Origin of the sequence: Lysinibacillus sp. FSL L8-0312 (assembly GCF_038003285.1) — a bacterium.
Lineage (GTDB): Bacteria > Bacillota > Bacilli > Bacillales_A > Planococcaceae > Lysinibacillus > Lysinibacillus fusiformis_D.
Genome location: NZ_JBBOOV010000001.1, coordinates 499,660 through 518,149 on the forward strand (window position 1 = coordinate 499,660; position 18,490 = coordinate 518,149).

Consider the following 18,490-nt stretch of genomic DNA (forward strand, 5'->3'; position numbering starts at 1 on the left):
GAATAAAGAATCGACAGTACAAATTCTTCTTTGTAAGAATTTGTTTTTTTATGTTCCGTAACTATCTCGTGCGAGGAGGCGATGAAATGCCTATACTGACGAAAGACCATATTCAACTATTTGATCATTATGTTGCTCTTCAAACAGCTTCACCTATGAAGGTTGTATCCTCCGCCATGCATAATCCAGGCTTTGGACATTATACGCATCTCATGAATCGAACAGTACCCATTACTTATGATGAACGGCAACCCCATCAGGAATTACAGCAATTTTTGCAGGCACAGGGCTTTCCGCTCCACAACACTGTAGCCATGATAACGGCCGTTCAGGCCCAATTTGCGACCATTCGCGACTTTACATTTGAAGGCATCCAACTTGTCATTATGATTACTGCGGGGCTAGGTAATGCGGTCGATATTACACGTGCTTTTCATCGGGAGGAGCAGTACCATGCAGGGACGATTAATACATGGGTGCTCATCAACGGAAAGCTATCGGATGAAGCACTATTTCAGGCAATGATTTCAACAACAGAAGCCAAGGTGAAGGCGTTAGTGGATGAAGCTATTACAGACCCAACAACAGGTACGCAAGCTACAGGTACTTCTACCGATAGCTTGCTAATTGCCTCCACAGAAGAGGGGGACTACCATCAGTATGCAGGCCCCATTACGATGCTCGGCAAGGTCATTGGCTATGGCGTCTATGAAACGATGCGTGAGGCTGTAAGGAAATACAAAAAAGATAAAGAGGAGAGAGCTTGATGATTGCTATCGTAATTGCCTGTATCATAGGGCTTGTTTTCGATTTATTAGTAGGAGACCCTCCAAAGCTTCCCCATCCTGTACGCTGGATTGGACATTTGATTCAATCGCAAACAGCTCTATGGAATAAGGGCAAATGGCGAAAGCTGCGTGGGATGGTGATGGCACTTGCTGTTGTTGGGACGACCATGTTTATAGTGACATTGATTCTGCTCCTTAGTTATCAGGTAAGTATCATTTTTGGCATTCTAGTAGAAGGGCTTCTCATTGGGATTGGACTGGCACAGCGTAGCTTGAAGGAGGCGGCAATGGCTGTCTATGAGCCGCTTGTCAAAGGTGATTTTGCGGAAGCGCGTGTCAAGCTGTCGTGGATTGTTGGACGTGATACCGAGAAGCTGGATGAAGATGAAATTGTGCGTGGTGTGGTAGAAACGGTTTCTGAGAATACAAGCGATGGCGTGACAGCACCGCTCTTTTATGCCTTTTTATTTGGGGCAATTGGGTTATGGGGCTATAAGGCTGTCAATACATTAGATTCGATGGTCGGCTATAAAAATGAAAAATACAAAGACTTTGGCATGTTCTCTGCCAAGCTTGATGATGTGCTAAATTTTATTCCAAGTCGTATTACAGGCTTGCTAATTGTGCTTGGCACAAAAAATGAAACAAATTATTCGCTTGGCAAGCGTTTAAAGCGATGGGCACAGGATGCGAAAAAGCATCCAAGCCCAAACAGTGGCTATTTAGAGGCAGCGACGGCTGTGCAGCTCGGTGTACAGCTCGGTGGAAAAAATACATATAAGGGAGTTGTCTCTCATCGAGCAATTATGGGAGAAAAATTAGTTCCTTTAACAAAGGAGCATATTGCTACATCTATTCTTCATATGCGTATTGCCACAGTTCTCTTTACGCTTGTCATGCTAGCAGTGGAGGTGTTCATTTATGCCATTACCTAATCACGGAGCAAATCCGCATAATGTGTATCAGCAATTAGGCTTAACTATGCCTGAAGTAGTGTATGATTTTAGTGAAAATGTGAATGCCGCGGGACCGCCATCCTTTGTGGAGGCACGGTGGCGTACATTTTATCCGCTAATTCAACGTTATCCAGATCCTGATGGAGAGCCCTTTTTAACGAAGGTTGCAGCTTTTCATCAAGTGGCAAAGGATACGATTCTATTAGGTAACGGGGCTTCAGAGCTTTTTAGTGTGCTAGCAAGCCGCTATACGAAAAAGCGTGTCATCATTGTGCATCCGACTTTTTCTGAATATGAGCGAACATTGCGTGCAGCGGGTGCTGATATTGTGCCCGTTTTGGTGACAGACTTCATCGAGTACACATTACCTATGGAGCAGTTACAGCTTGAAATGGTAGAGGCAGACGCAGTTTATATTTGTACACCTAATAATCCGACGGGCGTCCTGCCGAAAAAAGAAGATTTACTTGCCTTAATAGAGCATGGAGCTGCCGTTAACTGTGAGCTTGTCATTGATGAAGCCTTTATGGATTGGGTAGATGAGGCGTATTCGCTAATTCATAATAGTACACAACAACCGCATGTCATTGTCGTACGTTCGATGACTAAAATGTATGCGATTCCAGGTTTACGTCTAGGTTATTTAGTTGCACATGCTTCCATTGTGAGCACTTTAAAGGACATGCTGCCTCATTGGAATTTAAATGCCTTTGCGCTTGTTATTGGTGCGAGCTGTTTAGATGAACAGCATTATTGTCAGCAAGCCATTAGCTATGCGACAGCGCAAAGAGAATGGCTGCATCGTTATTTACAAGAAAATGGCTGTCAAGTAACCAATAGCGTTACCAATTATGTGTGCTTCTCACTACCAAAAACACAGCAGGCAGATACCTTTTTCACCTATTGTCTAGCACAAGGTATTGTTCTGCGTCATACGAAAAATTTTCAAGGTTTACAGGGTGAATGGTTCCGTATTGGAATAAAAGATATTGCGGCCATGACTTCTTTACATAATTGTCTGCAAGCTTGGTTTAGCGCAAATAAGGGGAGAGAAAAGTGACAACTTTTTATCTAGTAAGACATGGGGAAACACAATGGAATCAAGAGCAACGACTACAGGGGTGGCTGGATTCATCATTAACAGAAAACGGTAGGGCAGCGGCTGAACGGCTACACAAGCAACTGCAACAAATCCCTTTTGCTGCTGCTTATTGTAGCTCAAGTGGTCGTGCGAGAGAGACGATGGCTATTCTCACAGCCAATCGCCAGCTGCCTATTGCCTATGAAGATGATTTACGAGAAATCTATTTAGGGGAATGGCAAGGTCATACCATTGAGGAGATAATGGCGACGAATAAGCTGGATTATGAGCTATATACAAACTATCCAGCACAGTTTATTGCTACTCATACCGAAAGCTTTGGCGCTGTGACAGAAAGAGCGATGTTTACACTCAAAAAAATAGCAGCCCAATATCGGGATGAATCAATCCTCATTGTCTCTCATGCCGTCACCATTAAATGTATTATCAACGCTATTTTACAGCGTAGCATTAGTGAGCTGTGGGCAGCGCCATATATTCATGGGACGAGTGTGACAGTGATTGAACGACAAGCTCAACAATGGCTTGTCCAAGATATCGGTAATTTGCATCATTTACAATAGGAGGTGCCTGAAAATGCCACTCATTTTTATTACAGGTGGTGTGCGTAGTGGTAAATCTCATTTTGCTGAGCAAGCAGCGATGCAGCAATATCAAGCGCAGTTTAATACTGCAAAACGCTTGATATATTTGGCTTCTGGTCTTGCTGTAGATCGTGAAATGGAGAAGCGGATTCATCGTCATCAGGCAGATCGACAGGCACAGCCTATCCAATGGCTGACGGTGGAGGCCCCATATGCGATAGCAGAGGTGTTTGAGACACTTCAAGATGGGGATGTGGTGCTGTGGGATTGCGTCACAACTTGGCTGACCAATGCTTTTTATGAAGGCTATGACAGTGGGACACCGTGTGTACAACGGCCTGGGTGTTTAGAAAATAAGCTACAGATTGTTAAACAGGCTATTCAGTCACTACTAAAGAAGAACATGACTTTTTTTGTTGTCTCCAATGAACTGTTTGATGAGCCACCTTATAATAGTGATGAAGTAGAATTATACCGACGAACACTCGGACAATTCCATCAATGGTTCGTTGCAATGGCACAGGAGGCCTATGAGATGAATGACGGTATTGTGAAGAGGTGGAAATAAATCGAGAAAGAGGGCAAGACGATGAAAAATTTTTGGCATAGCCTGCTATTGGCATTTCAATTTTTTACGGTTTTGCCAGTACATAAAGAGTTGCCATTAACGAGGTTCAACATCACAGGCATGTTCGCTTGCTTACCGTGGATAGGGGCTTTGATGGGGACGACGGTGGCAGCCGTGCTGTATAGTCTCACGCAGTGGACCGCAAGCAGTGAAGTGATGCTAGCTTTTATTGTCATAGGGCTATTTGCTTTATGGACAGGTGGTTTACATTTAGATGGCTTTATCGATATGGGCGATGCCTATTTTTCTTATCGAGATCGAGAGAAACGATTGGAGATTTTAGATGATCCTCGTGTAGGGGCATTCGGGGTATTGTCTGTCGTGTTTTTATTAATGGGTAAATTTGTCATTCTAAATGAGCTATTTGTACAGCAGCAATTCGCTTTATGGATGGTGTTATATGTGCCATTTCTAACGAGGGTGGGTATGAGCTTTTATTTTATGTCACTCCACTGCTCCAAGGAAAAAGGCCTTGCCTATTTTTTTAAGTCTCATATTAATGCCAAGCTATTGCAAATATGGTTGCTGTTATCGCTCCTCTTAGCTATGACGGCTGTATTTGTCTTTACTGAGTTCTTTCTGCTGCCCATTGTATTAGTGATCGTTTTAGCCATTGCACTTTTTATTTTTCGCCAATTTACGTTGCGTAATTTTGGTGGCGTATCAGGTGATTTACTAGGTGCATCGATTGAAGGGATGGAGGTTGTGCTATGGGTGACATTGTTACTGTGTGCTTAATGAGGCATGCACCAACGAAAGAAAATTTAGAAAAGCGCTATCTTGGTTGGACGGACGCACCATTAGCAGCGACAACCGAGCTTGCTGTTGTAGATGCGAATGTCGATAAGGTTTATGGCAGTGATTTACTACGCTGCCGAGAAACAGCGGCTCATTATTTTCCGAATGCAAGCTACCAGACAGAGCCACGCTTTCGTGAGACAAACTTTGGTGCGTTTGAAGGGCAAACTTATGAGGAATTAAAAATGAATGCCCATTATTGTGCATGGCTTGACGATCCGATTCACACGCCCCCACCACAAGGCGAAGCGTTTGATGATTTTGTAACGCGTGTTATAGACGGCTTCAACCATTTACCAAAGGATGAGGATCATTATTATTTAGTTGTTCATGGCGGGGTCATTCGTGCGTTACTCGTTGCTTTTGCCCCAACAGAGCAGCCTTTTTGGTCCTATCAAGTGCCACATGACAAACAATTTGTTTTAACGTTTTCAAGAAAGGCTTGGGAGGAGGGAGCAAGATGCATGTCTTTATCGGAGGCGCCTATAACGGCAAAACCGACTATGTGAAGGGTTTGTATGAACAGCATCAGATGGTAATGCTTGATGGCGAATTACCAGAGGTGGCACCAGCCTGTGATGTCCTCGTCATAAAAAATTTAGAAAAATGGCTCGTGACACAAAATTTGGAGGAAGATAAACAAGTGGTTCAAACGGTGCTAGCAACAGTACAGACATTAGAACAACAATGTAGATTAGTGCTCATTGTCACGGATATGGGGCGTGGTGTTGTGCCGATGGAAAAGCAAGCACGTCTACTAAGAGATACATGTGGTCGTTTATACCAAGCTTTGTTCAAGGAAGCAGAGCAAGTTGTACGAATTTGGTATGGATTGGCTGAACAGCTGAAATAAGGTAAGCACTCAATAGAAAAGAGGAAAAGGCATGGAACGACAAAGATTAAGGAAATGGATATTGACGGCAATGGTAGCGGCCATTTGTGCTGTAGGGGCAATGATTAAAGTGCCAACATTTATTTCAACGGCGGCTCTAGACTCGGCTCCAGCCTTTTTAGGGGTTGTCTTTTTATCACCGCTACTAGCAGGTGTCGCTGGGCTGATCGGTCATTTTATTACAGCGCTCACGGCTGGATTTCCACTAGGTCCTCTACATTTACTAATTGCCGTAGAAATGTTGATGGTTGTCTGGATCTTTGGTGTGATGCATAAAAAAGGCATGCATTTTTGGAAATGGCCCGTTGCCCTAGTATTAAACGGCATTGTGGCGCCACTTCCGTTTTATTTTATTATTAGCCCAGCATTTTTCTGGGGAGCGTTAGGGAGTATTCTGATGGCAACGGTAATCAATTTAGTGATTGTCGCTGTAGTTATGCCCGTTTTGTCAAAGGTTTTTGTGCGTAAGGAAGGTCGTGTACAGTGAGAAATGCGATGAAAGTAGGCTCGTTGGTTGCGACAATGGATAATGCGGCAGCCATTGGGGAAAAACCTCAGGATATTGTGTCTGCATCCGATCAATTGACAGCCTATATGACGGCACGTGTATCGTTTTTAGAGCAGCTTGCCGCGCAGGCATTGCCCATCCAAATACTACTTGCTAATTTTTCTGGTGATGCCGCATGGTCACGCTATGAGAAAGGCATTCAGCAAGTGTTTGAAGAGGCGGGTCTTACATGTCCAGCCATTGCAGGTAGTACAGAATCCAATATGCCCACACTGCAGTCAGGTTTAGCTATTACGATGCTAGGGGAGAGCCAACAGCGCTGTGCATTTGACCATGAACAGCTTAGCTGGTACACCTATGGCTTGCCACTTGTGGGCGAGGAAGTGTTGGCGCAGCCTGAAGATGTTGCACAGTTGCAGCCAATTTTTCAGGCATGGCGAGCGGAAATGGTTCAGCAAGTATGGCCCGTTGGATCAAAGGGGCTGCAAGGAGAATTCGCCCGTCTATTTAGGGGGCAGCGTGTTGAAAGTTCTGTTGATTGTACAAAATCCGCAGGGCCCTGCACGGTCATTTTGCTAGGCATTGATCCTAATAAAGAGCAACAGGCACAAAAGCTTTTCCTGCGAAACTTCGAAAAACTACACATCACTACACTGTAACAGGGCTTGCTTCGAGCAATGGTCATCCTAAGTAAATGCAAGGAGCATGGCCAGGAAAACGCAGCTTTATTGGCATAACAATGGGAACGTCCACATCCGGGCGTTCCCTTGTTTATTACAAAGCTTTTATTTTCAAGGTTTATGTCCTGCGCATATAAGCATGTAGTGTGAGAGGGGCCAAGATTGCCACTATCACTACACACCGTAGATGCTTCCAGCACGAACGTTCAAATCGACACCATCAGCAGCACGATTATTTCCAAAAAGCTTAACCAAACCAGTGGCTTCAATTGCCCACTCGACATTCGTTGCTAGTAATGCTCCCATGGAATTTCCCCTTATATCTACAAACAGATCATACATGACATTTATGAACTGAATATTAACTGGCTAAAAATATGCTAGATAGCGATAGGGTTGTAAATATTACGAGACCCGAAAAATTATTGCCAAATGGGAATGATTTTCAGTTATAATGAGGAACGAATGGGATTTAAATAGAACGGAGACGAATGTATGCAAGTAATTAAACAGTTAGGGCAGTATTTGGGGCCTTATAAATTTTTCACTTTGATTGCGCCGTTATTGATGGTGCTAGAGGTGACGATGGATTTAATTCAGCCAACCATCATGCAGCATATGATTGATACAGGGATTGTCAATGGGGATAATCGTTATGTATTGACTATGTTTGTCTGGATGCTTGGTAGCGCAGTGCTGGGGCTTATTGGTGGAGTCGGTTGCTCGTACTACAGCTCGAAGGCTGCGATTCATTTTGCATCGGATGTTCGACAGGCTCTTTATGAGAAGATGATGACGTATTCAGCCAAGGAGCGGGATGCGTTTACGACAGGGAAGCTGATTACGATTTTAACAAGTGATGTGGAAAGTATTCAGCGCGCATTTATGATGACGCTACGTATTTTTGTGCGTGGGCCTTTGCTTTTTATCGGAGCAGTGATTATCGTGTTTGTGACAGCGCGTGAGCTTTTTTCCATCCTTCTCATTATCGTGCCATTGTTGATGATCGCCATGTATTTTTTTACGAAGTATTCTGGTGTGCTGTATCGTCGTGTTCAGGAGGCGATTGATGGGGTCAATACGAAGCTACAGGAAAATTTGGCGGGTATTCGTGTGGTCAAAGCGTTTCGTCGTGAGACACAGCAGGTGGCACAATTTGGAGAATTAAATGAGGCGCTGACAAAGCGTTTCATCACTGCAGAGCAAATCGTAGGGGTACTTGTGCCCTTTACGATGTTTATTGTCAATCTGGGCATTGTAGCTGCACTTTGGCTTGGGGCCATTAAGGTAGAGGCGGGTACTTTGAAAGTTGGGGTCATTCTGGCGTTTATCAACTATTTAACGATTATTTTAAATGGCTTAATGTCTTCTAGTATGGTGCTAATGCAAATTGCACGAGCATTGCCTTCAGGCGAACGGATTGTGGATATTTTAAATAAAGACATAGCGGTGAAGGAATCGGAACAGGCGATTTCTGCATCCATACAAGGTGCGATTGACTTCGATCAGGTGAGCTATCGATACTATGATACAGCAGAGGATGTCCTCAAAAAAATTTCTTTTTCTGTAAAGCCTGGGCAAACGGTAGGCATCATTGGAAAAACAGGTAGTGGTAAATCAACGCTAGTAAAGCTGCTTCCTCGCTTATTTGATCCAACAGATGGTGAAATTCGCCTAGATGGCAGACCACTCAAATCGTATGCCCTCGCTACATTACGTGCGCATATCGGCTTTACCTCCCAAAAAGCGTTATTGTTCTCTGGAACAATTGAAGAAAATATTCGACTCGGCAAGGATGAAGCGACAGCCGAGGAAACACAACAGGCAATAGAGGCAGCCTGTGCGAGTGAATTTGTGGAGCGACTTGATAAAGGCTTAGCCCATGAATTGTCACAGGGAGCTACAAATTTATCGGGCGGGCAAAAGCAGCGCCTTGCTTTAGGCCGTGCATTTATTCGTAAGCCTGCCATTCTAGTGCTAGATGATACTACCTCCGCGCTCGATAGTGCGTCGGAGCAGCATGTGCAGCAGGCTATTGCCACACAGTATCAAGACACAACGACATTGATCGTAGCGTCGAAAATTGCCTCGATACAGCAGGCTGATATGATTTTGGTCTTAGAGGATGGCGACATTGTTGGGCAAGGAACCCATCAGCAGTTACTACAAGCCAATACGCATTATCAAGCCATTTATGCGTCGCAGCAAAAGGCTGGTGAACAAAAATGAGTCAAAATCAACCAAAGCAAATGAATTTTGGACGTGGCCCACGTATCGGAGGGCCATCTGAGAAGGCGAAAAATCAAAGAGCAACACTGTTCCGAATATGGCATTATGTCAAACAGCAAAAAGTAGGGATGTTTTTAGCCATCTTTTTTGTCGTTGCTTCTACCTTTTTAAGTCTAGCAGGGCCCTATTTGATTGGGCATATTATTGATGATTATATTATGAAAAAGGATATCGACGGCACGATCCGTTTAGGTATCGTCTTAGCTGTTATTTTTACGGTAGCATCTATTCTGACATGGCTGCAAACCTATGTCATGATTCATGTGGCGATGAAAACAATTCGGACATTGCGGCTGGAACTGTTTCATAAGCTTCAAACGCTCACATTACGATTTTTTGATCAGCGTGCACTTGGTGATTTAATGAGCCGTGTCACAAATGATATTGATAATTTAAATACGGCCCTTGCGCAAAGTGTGACGCAAATCGTGTCATCTATTTTAACTGTCATTGGTGTCAGTATCGCGATGTTCACATTGAGCTGGCAGTTAGCCATTGTGACATTGATTATTATTCCGCTTATTGTGTTCACAACCAAGCAAATTATTAAGCGCAGTAGTAAAAATTATGCAGCAAGGCAACGGGATCTTGGCAGGCTGAACGGCTATATTGAGGAAATGATTACGGGTGCGGAGGTCCTCACGCTTTTTGGGAAGGAGCAGCAAACGATTGATACGTTTCATCAGCAAAACGAAAATCTGCGAAACTCCGCCCAACGAGCAGAAATTACTTCTGGCTTATTAGGACCGATTAATAACTTTATGAATAACTTGGGCTTAGCTGTCGTTATCGGAACGGGTGCCTTTTTAGCCGTGAAGAGCATCATTACAGTTGGGATCATTGCCGCCTTCGTGACGTATACACGGCAATTTTTCCGTCCGCTTAATCAGTTATCGAATCTGTTAAATACCTTTCAGTCGGCCATTGCTGGTGCAGAGCGTGTGTTTGAGATTCTAGATGAACCATCCGAGGTAGCAGATCAGCCTCATGCCATCGAGGCAGCATCGCTCAAAGGGGATGTTATTTTCCAGCAAGTATCTTTTAGCTATGAGCCAAATAAGCCTGTGTTAAAAAATATTCACTTCCATGCCAAGGCAGGAGAGACCATCGCTCTTGTTGGTCCGACAGGCTCAGGGAAAACGACGATTATTAATTTACTGACGCGTTTCTATGACGTGGATCAAGGGGAAATTTTGATTGATGGGCACAATATCGAACACTATCAAATGGCGACCATTCGCCAAAGAGTAGGCGTAGTTTTACAGGACACGTATTTGTTCTCTGGCACCATTCGTGAAAACATTCGCTTTGGGAAGCTAGATGCCACAGATGAAGAGGTCGTGGAAGCGGCGAAAATTGCGAATGCCCATCACTTTATTAAATATTTACCAGCCCAATACGATACACCTGTGCAGGCAGGTGGCGCTAATTTAAGTCAGGGACAACGCCAGCTCATCGCCATTGCTCGTGCTATTTTAGAGAATGCTGATATTTTAATTTTGGACGAAGCGACATCGAGTGTGGATACGCAAACAGAGGTCGATATTCAAAAAGGCTTACAGCATTTAATGCAGGGACGCACAAGCTTTGTCATAGCCCATCGTTTAAAAACAATCGAGAATGCCGATCAAATTCTCGTCATTCAACAGGGGGAAATTGTCGAGCAAGGTAATCACCAAACGTTAATGCAGCAGCAGGGCATTTATCGTCATCTCCAGCAAAAATTATTGTTAGAGCAGGTAGAATAGGGAATAATAAAGGTACATCTTCCAGAAAGCGAGGGATAGACATGTATGAATTAAAAATGAAAGAAACAGATGCAAGTGTCATTGAATTTATTGAAAATGTGGACCATCCACAAAAACGAGAAGACGCCTTTCGGTTATTGGACATTTTTACAGAGGTCACAGGCTATGAAGCCAAAATGTGGGGACCGAGTATTATCGGCTTTGGTAGCTATCATTACAAATACAAAACAGGCCATGAAGGGGATGCACCCCGTATTGGCTATTCCCCACGCAAAGCAAAAATTAGCCTGTATTTCGCCCCAGGTGATGAGCGAGAGCAGCTATTACAGCACTTTGGCAAGCACACAACGGGGAAAGCCTGCGTGTATATTAATAAGCTTGCGGATGTGGATGAAGACATCCTAAAAGCCCTTATACAACAAACCATCGACTTTGTACAAAAAAACTATCCAGATGCTTAGTACTAAGAAAGCTGCCTATCTCAATGTAGGCAGTTTTTTTGATGGAATCACGAAACGTATATTGCAAATGGTCTCAATTTAATGCCTTGGCTAAATCATTTGTAACGTATATATACAGGATACGTCTAAAAATACTAACAAAAAAGAGGGTGTAACATTATTGCGGCCTTCATTGTATTTAAATAAAAGGAAGTGGTAAGAGCAGTAATACTAGATATTACAGAGAAGTTAAAAAAAGTAAACAGATGATATTTAGAGATAGCTAGTCCAAATGCTTTAACAGTGTCCTATTATACTACTAATGATTTTACTATTGGAATAAAGTGTCCATTTAGACTACAGGTACTTATAATGAATCGTTCAAAGCTATGCAGCCATCTGGTGCCGATATTCAATCGGGGTCAGATGGCTGAGTCATTTTAGGAAGTGTGCAACTATAATTTTTCTCCAAAAATTAATTAGAAATTTATTTTTAATGTGTATCCTTGCAAGTATGAACGGAGAGGAGCTACGTATGAAGAAATTAAAGAAATTATTGGTATACATAGGAGCATTAATCATGCTTGGAATGGTGGTTGTTTGGATCTACCATTATCATTTAGTACAGAAGGAATCTGCTATTTTACAAAATAATGGCACACTAGTAGACGTCGATGGTCATCAAATTAATGTCTATCAGGAGGGAGTTGGCGAGGACACGTATGTATTTATGGCAGGCTCAGGTATTGCAGCCCCAGTGTATGAGTTAAAGGGGCTGTACCGTAAGTTTTCACAGCACCATCAAATAGCCGTAGTGGATCGAGCTGGCTATGGTTATAGTGATGTAGCCCATGATGCAAGAGACATTGAGACAATCCTAGCGCAAACACGAGAGGCTCTGCTACAAAGTGGTCTTCGGCCTCCTTATATACTCGTACCACATTCCATTTCAGGGCTAGAAGCCATTTACTGGGCACAAAAATACCCCGAAGAAGTAAAGGGAATCATCGCGCTGGACATTGGTTTACCTAGTCAATATGTAAAGCATCCAATGGGAACCGTCGATAGATGGATGGTGAAGGGGATGAGTCTAGCAACTAGAATGGGTTTACACCGACTTCTGCCATCACAGGTCTATAATCCGCAAGTATTGAAAATGTCCTTTTTAACAGCAGAGGAAAAGAAAATGTATCAGGCATTGTCCTTTAGACAGTTTTTTAATGAGGATATGAAAAATGAGCTGTTACAGGTCTATGAAAATAGTTTACAATCAGAACAGCTTCCAAAGCCGCAAAACACGCCAATCTTGCTGATTGATGCCATTGCAGAAGACAATAAAGATTCGCAATATACGAAGCAGAAAAGGCAGGATTATGCAGACTTTGCACAGCAATTCACCTATGCACAGGTGGAAGAGGTCAGTGGCACACATAGTATTTATCTTTATCAACCCGATGAAATCTATCAACTAGCCATGATATTTATGAAAACGAATGCTGATAAGAAAGGTCGATAATATGAAAGGATTTACCATTTTAATTGTAGAAGACGATCAAATGATTGGGGATTTGCTACAAAAAATACTACAGCGAGAAGGCTATGAAGCGATTTGGAAAACAGATGGTCGAGACATTATGTCACTCATTCAGCAAGTGGATTTAGTCATTATGGATATTATGCTGCCAGGAGAGGATGGCTATCAATTAAGCAAAAATATTAAACGATTAGGCTTAAATATCCCCATTATTTTTCTATCGGCACGAAATGATATTGATAGTAAGCTAGAGGGCTTAACGGTCGGGGAGGATTATTTGACAAAGCCATTTGACCCGCGTGAGCTTTTGCTTAGGATGCAAAAAATGTTGAGCCAGCAATATGGTACATTGACGCAAATCCAGCATTTATTTATTGATGGGGAGCGGCGTAAAGTGTTTAATCAAAATCTTCATGATGAAATTGCATTGACAGCGACAGAGCGGAAAATGTTCTTTTATTTATTTGACAATCGAGACAGAGTGTTAACAAAGGATCATTTTTTCGACTATCTTTGGCCACTGGATGAACGCAATCATAATATTCTCAATGTCCATATTAAAAAGATTCGAGCAAAGCTACATGATCCAGCAGGCGGCATTGTGCAAAATATTTATGGAGAAGGGTATCGTTTGAATACCTACATCAAAAAATGACCTTAAAAACGAAATACCGTACTTTATTATTTATGGCGATTGCTAGTGTACCAATTGTGTTATTAAGCATTAGTGTGGCTATAGCTCTTGTTTATGACAAGGTCTTTAAATTGAAAAATGAAGGCATTCCGTTTCATGAATCTTTTGCCTATCCTATTATGCTCGTAGCGTTTGTGCTGTCATTAGGACTGTTAGCATTATTATTCTCAACAACTATCCATTCTTTATTGTCAAAAATCACGATGCTCAATAAAACGATACGGGAATTAGCTAGTAATGAGCGGATACCAAATACGTTAACAGTTAGTAGTGAGGATGAAATAGGACAGCTTATGCAGTCTGTCAATCTCTTAATTGAGCGGACGACTTACCGAGAATTAGAGTTAGCGCAGCAGCAGGAGCTCCAAAAAGAGCTGCTGCAAAAGTTACGACATGACATCCATACGCCCTTGACGGCCATACGTTTACAGTTATTTTTTCTAGAAGATCAATTACAAGGGCAGCCGAAATTGGTGGAATCCTTAAATGCACAAATCCACTATATAACGAATTTAACAAATGCATTTCAGTTACAAGCCTTTGATACAAGTGAAAATTCCTTTGTTGTCCAGGAGGAAATCCAGCTTGTACAGCTACTAGAAACGATGATGAAGAAGTGGCGTTATTTATATCGCATGCAAAACATAGCCCTGCATTTTCACCATGATGACCCACATGCTATTTGGATTAGCAATGAATTATGGCTACAACGTTTATTTGATAATGTCTTCCAAAATACATTAAAGCATGCCCAAGCAACGCAGCTAGAGGTTTCAATAAACAATGGTCAAGTGTTCATGTGTGATGATGGAGTTGGCTTCAAGCCTGATGCCGATCATGCAGGACTTGGGCTCAAAATTATACAGGACATTGCCAAAACATTGAACATCGACGTTTCATTACAATCAAACGACACGGGGACTTCCTTTGGCTTTGCCCAAAAGTCCCCGCAATAACAAAACAACGGCAGCCTTTGCCGTTGTTTTGTCTTAATGAGATTTTCGTTGTTGCAGTAAAAAGAGCGCAAGTCCTAGTAAAATGACGATAATGCCGATCCCTTGTTGAATAGAAATCATCTCATCTAAAATAAAATAAGCTAATATACATGTACCGATCGTTTCGCCTAAAATGCTCATCGAGATAACGGTTGTACTTAACCATTTCAATAGCCAATTAAAAATGGTTTGCCCAAAAATCGTTGCAATAACGGCTAATCCTACAAGAGACCACCAAGTGGATGCTGAATAGTCGAAGAACGATTCCTGCATAAAGAGGGCGTATACAGCTAAGAAGATGGAGCTGCTTCCATAGCCAATAATCGAATAAGGAACAAGTGATAAATCCTTGCGAACAGATTGTCCGATAAAAAAGTAGGCCGTAATAATACCTGCCGCTATAAAGGCAAGGATATCGCCATAAAGAGCTTGTCCACTAATCTGGAAATCCTGCCAGCCGATGATGAAACAACCGATAATGGCTACGCAACAGCCAACAATTGCTCCTTTAGAAAAACGTTCTTTAAATAAAAAATAGCTTCCCACTAAAGAGAATAAAGGTTGTAGCGTCACAATGACTGTTGAACTAGCCACCGATGTGTAGTTTAATGATTCAAACCATAAAACATAGTGACAGGCTAAAAATAATCCTGATAAAATGCCCAGTCCCCACTGTTTTTTGGAGAAGCTCGTCATTTCCTGTCGCAATCCCTTTTGCGCTAATAAAAAGGGGAGTAGCACTAGTAGCGCAAAAAATAATCGATAAAAGGCCGTAATGGCTGGTGGCGCATCGGCAAGCTTGACAAAAATAGCTGAAGTCGATAATGCAAAGACAGCAAAAAATAAAGAGATGTAATAAAACATGATGAACTCCTATGTATTTGTTTATAATAATAAACAAGATTAATAATATTGCCTAACCTATTATAGTGTAGTCTTCCTCAATAAAATAGGGTTTTTAGAATATCAGCACAAAACTAGAAAAATACACATTATGATAAAAAGGAGTCGTGCCATGCAGTATCATCAATTAGGACAAACCGTACTAAGTTATCGGAAGAAAAATGGTATGACCATTAGAGAGTTTGCAGATTACGCAGGCATTAGTACTTCTTTAATTAGTCAAATCGAACGTGGACAAGCGAATCCATCGTTAAGTGTGCTGGAGTTAATTGCAAAGGCTTTACATGTACCATTGTTTACACTTTTTATTCATGATATCGATACAAGTACACTTATTTCACGCAAGCACAACCGCAAAAAAATATATCGAGAAAACAAGGATCATATTGTCTATGATGTATTAACACCTGACTTTATGAAAGCTCGAATTGACATGCTCATGATGGAATTAAATCCCCATGCAGTGACCACGGAAAGTCATTATTGTCACAATGATAAAGAAGAGATAGCAGTGATGATGAGGGGGCAAGGCTATGTAGAGCTAGAAGGAGAAGAGTATGAGCTATTGGAAGGGGATGTTGTGCGGATTCCGCCGAATGTTCGACATCGTTTCCTCAATAAAAGCAATGACAGCATCCACGTATTATTCGTTCTAACACCTTCATTAATATAGAATAAGCAAGGACTAGCGAAGCCTTGCTGTATTCGATACTATTCCGTTTCAAGCAAGGACTCTATTACCTGCTTTAATTGCATAATAGAGGAATGCTTGCTGTCGTTTTCATGATAAATAAAGACCGTTTCAATTACTTTATTGAGATCATCCATGTCATAAAAGTGCAGGTCAGGGCAATGATAAAGTGCCAATAATTTCGTATTTAAGACTGCAATCGTATGCTCAATTTCTAAAAAATCAAGAATACTACTAACGGATTTAATTTCTTTCATTGTGAAAGGAACTTGCTTCATTGTTAGCCATTGTGCCAATGCATGTGTATACATACAGCCTTTACTTAAGACGAGTAGTGTTACTGGCGTTCGTTGCTCAAAATCGATGACATGAGAAGGGCTTGAAATGACCTCAAATGTTTCTGACGCAATTAGATCATAGTTTAAATCGGCATACTGTTTAGTTGGATTACTAGTCAGTGCACAATCCAGCTCAGCATTATGTACTTTGTGATTTAAAGATGTACTTGATTCGACAGTGAAATCGACATCAATTGGACTATGACTCGTTTGGAGTTCGTTCATAATGGATGCACCATAAATTTTAATGGTTGTATGAGAAGTTCCAAAATGGAGGCTCGTTTGAGCAGGTCCGATCATTTGTAAAAATTCTTCATAGTTTTGGGCAACCTGTTTTAAAAATTGTAAATAATGGCTACCTACCTCCGTCAGCTTTAAACCTTGTGGTGTTCGTTTAAAGATCTCCTGTCCAATTTCACTTTCTATTTTTTTTACCTTCGAAGTTAAGGCAGATTGTGTATAATTAGTGATTTCAGCGGATTTACTTAAGTTTTGCCTTTCTAAAAGCTCTATTTTTAAGGCAATGTCTTCAATGTTCATATTGTTCGTCACACACCTATTAAATTTTTTGATAGCTGCTATCATTTTCCTCCATTTTACGTATGCTATCAGTCAACGTAAACTCTAGGTAGCGACAAGGTATACTGCATAAATAAAGCGGTATCAACCTGATGGAGGGTTAACATGCATACATATTATCAATGGGTTATTTTACTAGTGGCTACACTGTCACAGACAGCTTCAACCTTTGTCACCTATGGGATGGGGCCAGTTGCCTCTTTTTATCAAATGGAATGGCACTTAACGTCCTTTCAAACTGGACTGATTGTTTCAGCCGTCAATATAGGGCCGATTTTCTCCATGCTGTTATTTGGCTACCTTATGGATAAAAAAGGAGAAAAGCGGATTATTGGATGGGGCTCCGTTATACTGGGCCTGTCAGCCTTCCTGTTAATACCTGTGAACCATTATACGACATTGCTCCTCGTATTAATAGTTGTTGGTATCTGGTATGGTAGTGCACAAACTGGCGGCAGTACCGCTATTGTGAAGTGGTTTCCAGATAAGCATCGTGGGCTTGCTATTGGTATTCGCCAGACAGGTATCCCCATTGGTGGGGCACTTTCTTCTATTGTACTAACGTATTTATATCAACAGCACCATCTGTCCACTGTGCATTTGGTACAGGGGTTAGTGGCGATAGGTGGGGGACTTTTATTTTTACTGCTGTATCATGAACCAAAACAGCACGTAACCGTTGCCGCAAATCCTATTTCCTTTAAAGAAAAGATGATGGCTATTCAACATAATCGAGCGCTCTATCCTCTATTTTTTGTCGGCATTGTCATGATGTCCTTACAAATGGTCATCATTGCTCATTTTATGAGCTATTTACATCAAGAGGGCGGCTATACATTAACAGAGGCAGGGAGCTATTTAAGTTTGATTTTGCTGGGAGGCATGCTAGGGAGAATTGTGCTTGCTTGGCTGGGTGACCGATATTTCGCTCATAAACGTGCGTCATTGTTAGTGCTTGTCATGGTTGCCACATTTATGATGATTGGCTGTTTGCCCTTTGTCATACATGGGAAGAGCTTGATGATTATTTTTTGTGGTGTGTTTGGTTTTTTAGCACTCGGCTGGTATTCCTTATATATTACCTGTGTCACCGAGCATTCTGATCCTCAAGCTGTGGGACTTACCGTGAGTGCAGCTTTAACGATTAATCAATTTTTTATTGTCTTAGCACCAACGTTGTATGGTTTTTTAGTTGCTGTTTTCTCAAGTCATCAAATAGCCTTGGATTTCATGGCCATGTTCATCATCATTGGGGCATTTCATTTATACCGAACATCCCAAAGTAGTCTATCGTTTGAAAATTCGGTAAAATAATGGAAAATAGAAAAAGGTGGTAATGGTGA

General features: G+C 41.8%; 21 protein-coding genes. 18 read left to right on the plus strand and 3 right to left on the minus strand.

Translation table 11 applies throughout. From position 1 onward, the window contains the following. Positions 1 to 86: 86 nt before the first annotated feature. The 10 genes from MHI22_RS02520 to MHI22_RS02565 are packed head-to-tail and all read left to right on the plus strand — an operon-like array spanning position 87 to position 6,915. Positions 87 to 767 (plus strand): adenosylcobinamide amidohydrolase, encoded by a 681-nt coding sequence (locus MHI22_RS02520; RefSeq protein ID WP_340810952.1) that lies wholly within the window; start codon positions 87 to 89, stop codon positions 765 to 767. Then, complete coding sequence (gene cbiB / locus MHI22_RS02525) at positions 767 to 1,723, plus strand: adenosylcobinamide-phosphate synthase CbiB (protein WP_249645787.1); 957 nt, start codon at positions 767 to 769, stop codon at positions 1,721 to 1,723. The genes MHI22_RS02520 and cbiB overlap by 1 nt, the downstream gene beginning before the upstream one ends. Next, the gene (locus MHI22_RS02530) at positions 1,710 to 2,804 is read left to right on the plus strand and encodes a pyridoxal phosphate-dependent aminotransferase (protein ID WP_340810953.1); all 1,095 of its coding nucleotides are present in this window, start codon (positions 1,710 to 1,712) and stop codon (positions 2,802 to 2,804) included. Before cbiB ends, MHI22_RS02530 begins: the two co-directional genes overlap by 14 nt. Next, entirely contained in the window at positions 2,801 to 3,409 is a 609-nt protein-coding gene (locus MHI22_RS02535) for a histidine phosphatase family protein (RefSeq protein WP_249645785.1), read from the plus strand. Before MHI22_RS02530 ends, MHI22_RS02535 begins: the two co-directional genes overlap by 4 nt. A gap of 13 nt (positions 3,410 to 3,422) precedes the next feature. Beyond that, positions 3,423 to 3,998, plus strand: coding sequence for a bifunctional adenosylcobinamide kinase/adenosylcobinamide-phosphate guanylyltransferase (locus MHI22_RS02540; RefSeq protein ID WP_340810955.1), 576 nt, complete (start codon positions 3,423 to 3,425; stop codon positions 3,996 to 3,998). 21 nt (positions 3,999 to 4,019) lie between these two features. Then, entirely contained in the window at positions 4,020 to 4,796 is a 777-nt protein-coding gene (gene cobS, locus MHI22_RS02545) for an adenosylcobinamide-GDP ribazoletransferase (RefSeq protein ID WP_340810956.1), read from the plus strand. Then, a complete protein-coding gene (locus MHI22_RS02550) occupies positions 4,769 to 5,365 on the plus strand; it encodes a histidine phosphatase family protein (protein ID WP_249645782.1) in 597 nt (198 codons plus the stop codon). The genes cobS and MHI22_RS02550 overlap by 28 nt, the downstream gene beginning before the upstream one ends. Continuing rightward, positions 5,317 to 5,709, plus strand: coding sequence for a bifunctional adenosylcobinamide kinase/adenosylcobinamide-phosphate guanylyltransferase (locus MHI22_RS02555; RefSeq protein WP_340810958.1), 393 nt, complete (start codon positions 5,317 to 5,319; stop codon positions 5,707 to 5,709). Before MHI22_RS02550 ends, MHI22_RS02555 begins: the two co-directional genes overlap by 49 nt. Positions 5,710 to 5,740: 31 nt before the next feature. Beyond that, positions 5,741 to 6,235: an ECF transporter S component gene (locus MHI22_RS02560; protein WP_058845017.1), complete on the plus strand. Its 495-nt coding sequence runs from the start codon at positions 5,741 to 5,743 to the stop codon at positions 6,233 to 6,235. Next, on the plus strand, positions 6,232 to 6,915 hold the full coding sequence (locus tag MHI22_RS02565) for a hypothetical protein (protein ID WP_340810959.1): 684 nt from the start codon (positions 6,232 to 6,234) through the stop codon (positions 6,913 to 6,915). The genes MHI22_RS02560 and MHI22_RS02565 overlap by 4 nt, the downstream gene beginning before the upstream one ends. 195 nt (positions 6,916 to 7,110) lie before the next feature. Here the strand turns inward: MHI22_RS02565 and MHI22_RS02570 are convergent, their stop codons facing one another. Further along, complete coding sequence (locus MHI22_RS02570) at positions 7,111 to 7,242, minus strand: hypothetical protein (protein WP_340812730.1); 132 nt, start codon at positions 7,240 to 7,242, stop codon at positions 7,111 to 7,113. 189 nt (positions 7,243 to 7,431) lie between these two features. Between MHI22_RS02570 and MHI22_RS02575 the strand changes: the two genes are divergently transcribed. From MHI22_RS02575 to MHI22_RS02600, 6 genes are all read left to right on the plus strand, one after another. Beyond that, positions 7,432 to 9,165, plus strand: coding sequence for an ABC transporter ATP-binding protein (locus MHI22_RS02575; protein WP_340810960.1), 1,734 nt, complete (start codon positions 7,432 to 7,434; stop codon positions 9,163 to 9,165). Beyond that, positions 9,162 to 10,973: an ABC transporter ATP-binding protein gene (locus MHI22_RS02580; protein WP_340810961.1), complete on the plus strand. Its 1,812-nt coding sequence runs from the start codon at positions 9,162 to 9,164 to the stop codon at positions 10,971 to 10,973. Before MHI22_RS02575 ends, MHI22_RS02580 begins: the two co-directional genes overlap by 4 nt. Positions 10,974 to 11,014: 41 nt before the next feature. Next, positions 11,015 to 11,434 carry a DUF1801 domain-containing protein gene (locus MHI22_RS02585; RefSeq protein ID WP_340810962.1) on the plus strand — a complete coding sequence of 140 codons (420 nt, stop codon included), beginning with the start codon at positions 11,015 to 11,017 and terminating at the stop codon, positions 11,432 to 11,434. Between the two features lie 514 nt (positions 11,435 to 11,948). Continuing rightward, entirely contained in the window at positions 11,949 to 12,929 is a 981-nt protein-coding gene (locus MHI22_RS02590; protein ID WP_340810963.1) for an alpha/beta hydrolase, read from the plus strand. Between the two features lies 1 nt (position 12,930). Continuing rightward, positions 12,931 to 13,602, plus strand: a complete 672-nt coding sequence (locus tag MHI22_RS02595; RefSeq protein ID WP_058845021.1) for a response regulator transcription factor — start codon at positions 12,931 to 12,933, stop codon at positions 13,600 to 13,602. Beyond that, positions 13,599 to 14,597 carry a sensor histidine kinase gene (locus tag MHI22_RS02600; RefSeq protein ID WP_340810964.1) on the plus strand — a complete coding sequence of 333 codons (999 nt, stop codon included), beginning with the start codon at positions 13,599 to 13,601 and terminating at the stop codon, positions 14,595 to 14,597. The genes MHI22_RS02595 and MHI22_RS02600 overlap by 4 nt, the downstream gene beginning before the upstream one ends. Before the next feature lie 33 nt (positions 14,598 to 14,630). Here the strand turns inward: MHI22_RS02600 and MHI22_RS02605 are convergent, their stop codons facing one another. Further along, positions 14,631 to 15,500, minus strand: coding sequence for a DMT family transporter (locus tag MHI22_RS02605; RefSeq protein WP_340810965.1), 870 nt, complete (start codon positions 15,498 to 15,500; stop codon positions 14,631 to 14,633). A gap of 151 nt (positions 15,501 to 15,651) precedes the next feature. Here MHI22_RS02605 and MHI22_RS02610 point away from each other — a divergent pair, with 151 nt between their 5' ends. Next, positions 15,652 to 16,212, plus strand: a complete 561-nt coding sequence (locus MHI22_RS02610; RefSeq protein ID WP_036128998.1) for an XRE family transcriptional regulator — start codon at positions 15,652 to 15,654, stop codon at positions 16,210 to 16,212. Between the two features lie 38 nt (positions 16,213 to 16,250). On the opposite strand, the gene MHI22_RS02615 is transcribed toward MHI22_RS02610, so the two are convergent. Then, positions 16,251 to 17,108: a LysR family transcriptional regulator gene (locus tag MHI22_RS02615; RefSeq protein ID WP_101966775.1), complete on the minus strand. Its 858-nt coding sequence runs from the start codon at positions 17,106 to 17,108 to the stop codon at positions 16,251 to 16,253. A gap of 144 nt (positions 17,109 to 17,252) precedes the next feature. Between MHI22_RS02615 and MHI22_RS02620 the strand changes: the two genes are divergently transcribed. Then, entirely contained in the window at positions 17,253 to 18,461 is a 1,209-nt protein-coding gene (locus tag MHI22_RS02620; protein WP_036128996.1) for an MFS transporter, read from the plus strand. Positions 18,462 to 18,490: the final 29 nt, after the last annotated feature.

Coding starts and splice junctions, on each gene's coding strand:
- MHI22_RS02590 (WP_340810963.1), top strand. CDS start 11,949: ATGAAGAAATTAAAGAAATTATTGGTATACATAGGAGCATTAATCATG.
- MHI22_RS02530 (WP_340810953.1), top strand. CDS start 1,710: ATGCCATTACCTAATCACGGAGCAAATCCGCATAATGTGTATCAGCAA.
- MHI22_RS02595 (WP_058845021.1), top strand. CDS start 12,931: ATGAAAGGATTTACCATTTTAATTGTAGAAGACGATCAAATGATTGGG.
- MHI22_RS02605 (WP_340810965.1), bottom strand. CDS start 15,500: ATGTTTTATTACATCTCTTTATTTTTTGCTGTCTTTGCATTATCGACT.
- MHI22_RS02520 (WP_340810952.1), top strand. CDS start 87: ATGCCTATACTGACGAAAGACCATATTCAACTATTTGATCATTATGTT.
- MHI22_RS02560 (WP_058845017.1), top strand. CDS start 5,741: ATGGAACGACAAAGATTAAGGAAATGGATATTGACGGCAATGGTAGCG.
- MHI22_RS02615 (WP_101966775.1), bottom strand. CDS start 17,108: ATGAACATTGAAGACATTGCCTTAAAAATAGAGCTTTTAGAAAGGCAA.
- MHI22_RS02610 (WP_036128998.1), top strand. CDS start 15,652: ATGCAGTATCATCAATTAGGACAAACCGTACTAAGTTATCGGAAGAAA.
- cobS (WP_340810956.1), top strand. CDS start 4,020: ATGAAAAATTTTTGGCATAGCCTGCTATTGGCATTTCAATTTTTTACG.
- MHI22_RS02580 (WP_340810961.1), top strand. CDS start 9,162: ATGAGTCAAAATCAACCAAAGCAAATGAATTTTGGACGTGGCCCACGT.
- MHI22_RS02600 (WP_340810964.1), top strand. CDS start 13,599: ATGACCTTAAAAACGAAATACCGTACTTTATTATTTATGGCGATTGCT.
- MHI22_RS02550 (WP_249645782.1), top strand. CDS start 4,769: ATGGGTGACATTGTTACTGTGTGCTTAATGAGGCATGCACCAACGAAA.
- MHI22_RS02620 (WP_036128996.1), top strand. CDS start 17,253: ATGCATACATATTATCAATGGGTTATTTTACTAGTGGCTACACTGTCA.
- MHI22_RS02555 (WP_340810958.1), top strand. CDS start 5,317: ATGCATGTCTTTATCGGAGGCGCCTATAACGGCAAAACCGACTATGTG.
- MHI22_RS02540 (WP_340810955.1), top strand. CDS start 3,423: ATGCCACTCATTTTTATTACAGGTGGTGTGCGTAGTGGTAAATCTCAT.
- MHI22_RS02585 (WP_340810962.1), top strand. CDS start 11,015: ATGTATGAATTAAAAATGAAAGAAACAGATGCAAGTGTCATTGAATTT.
- MHI22_RS02570 (WP_340812730.1), bottom strand. CDS start 7,242: ATGGGAGCATTACTAGCAACGAATGTCGAGTGGGCAATTGAAGCCACT.
- MHI22_RS02575 (WP_340810960.1), top strand. CDS start 7,432: ATGCAAGTAATTAAACAGTTAGGGCAGTATTTGGGGCCTTATAAATTT.
- cbiB (WP_249645787.1), top strand. CDS start 767: ATGATTGCTATCGTAATTGCCTGTATCATAGGGCTTGTTTTCGATTTA.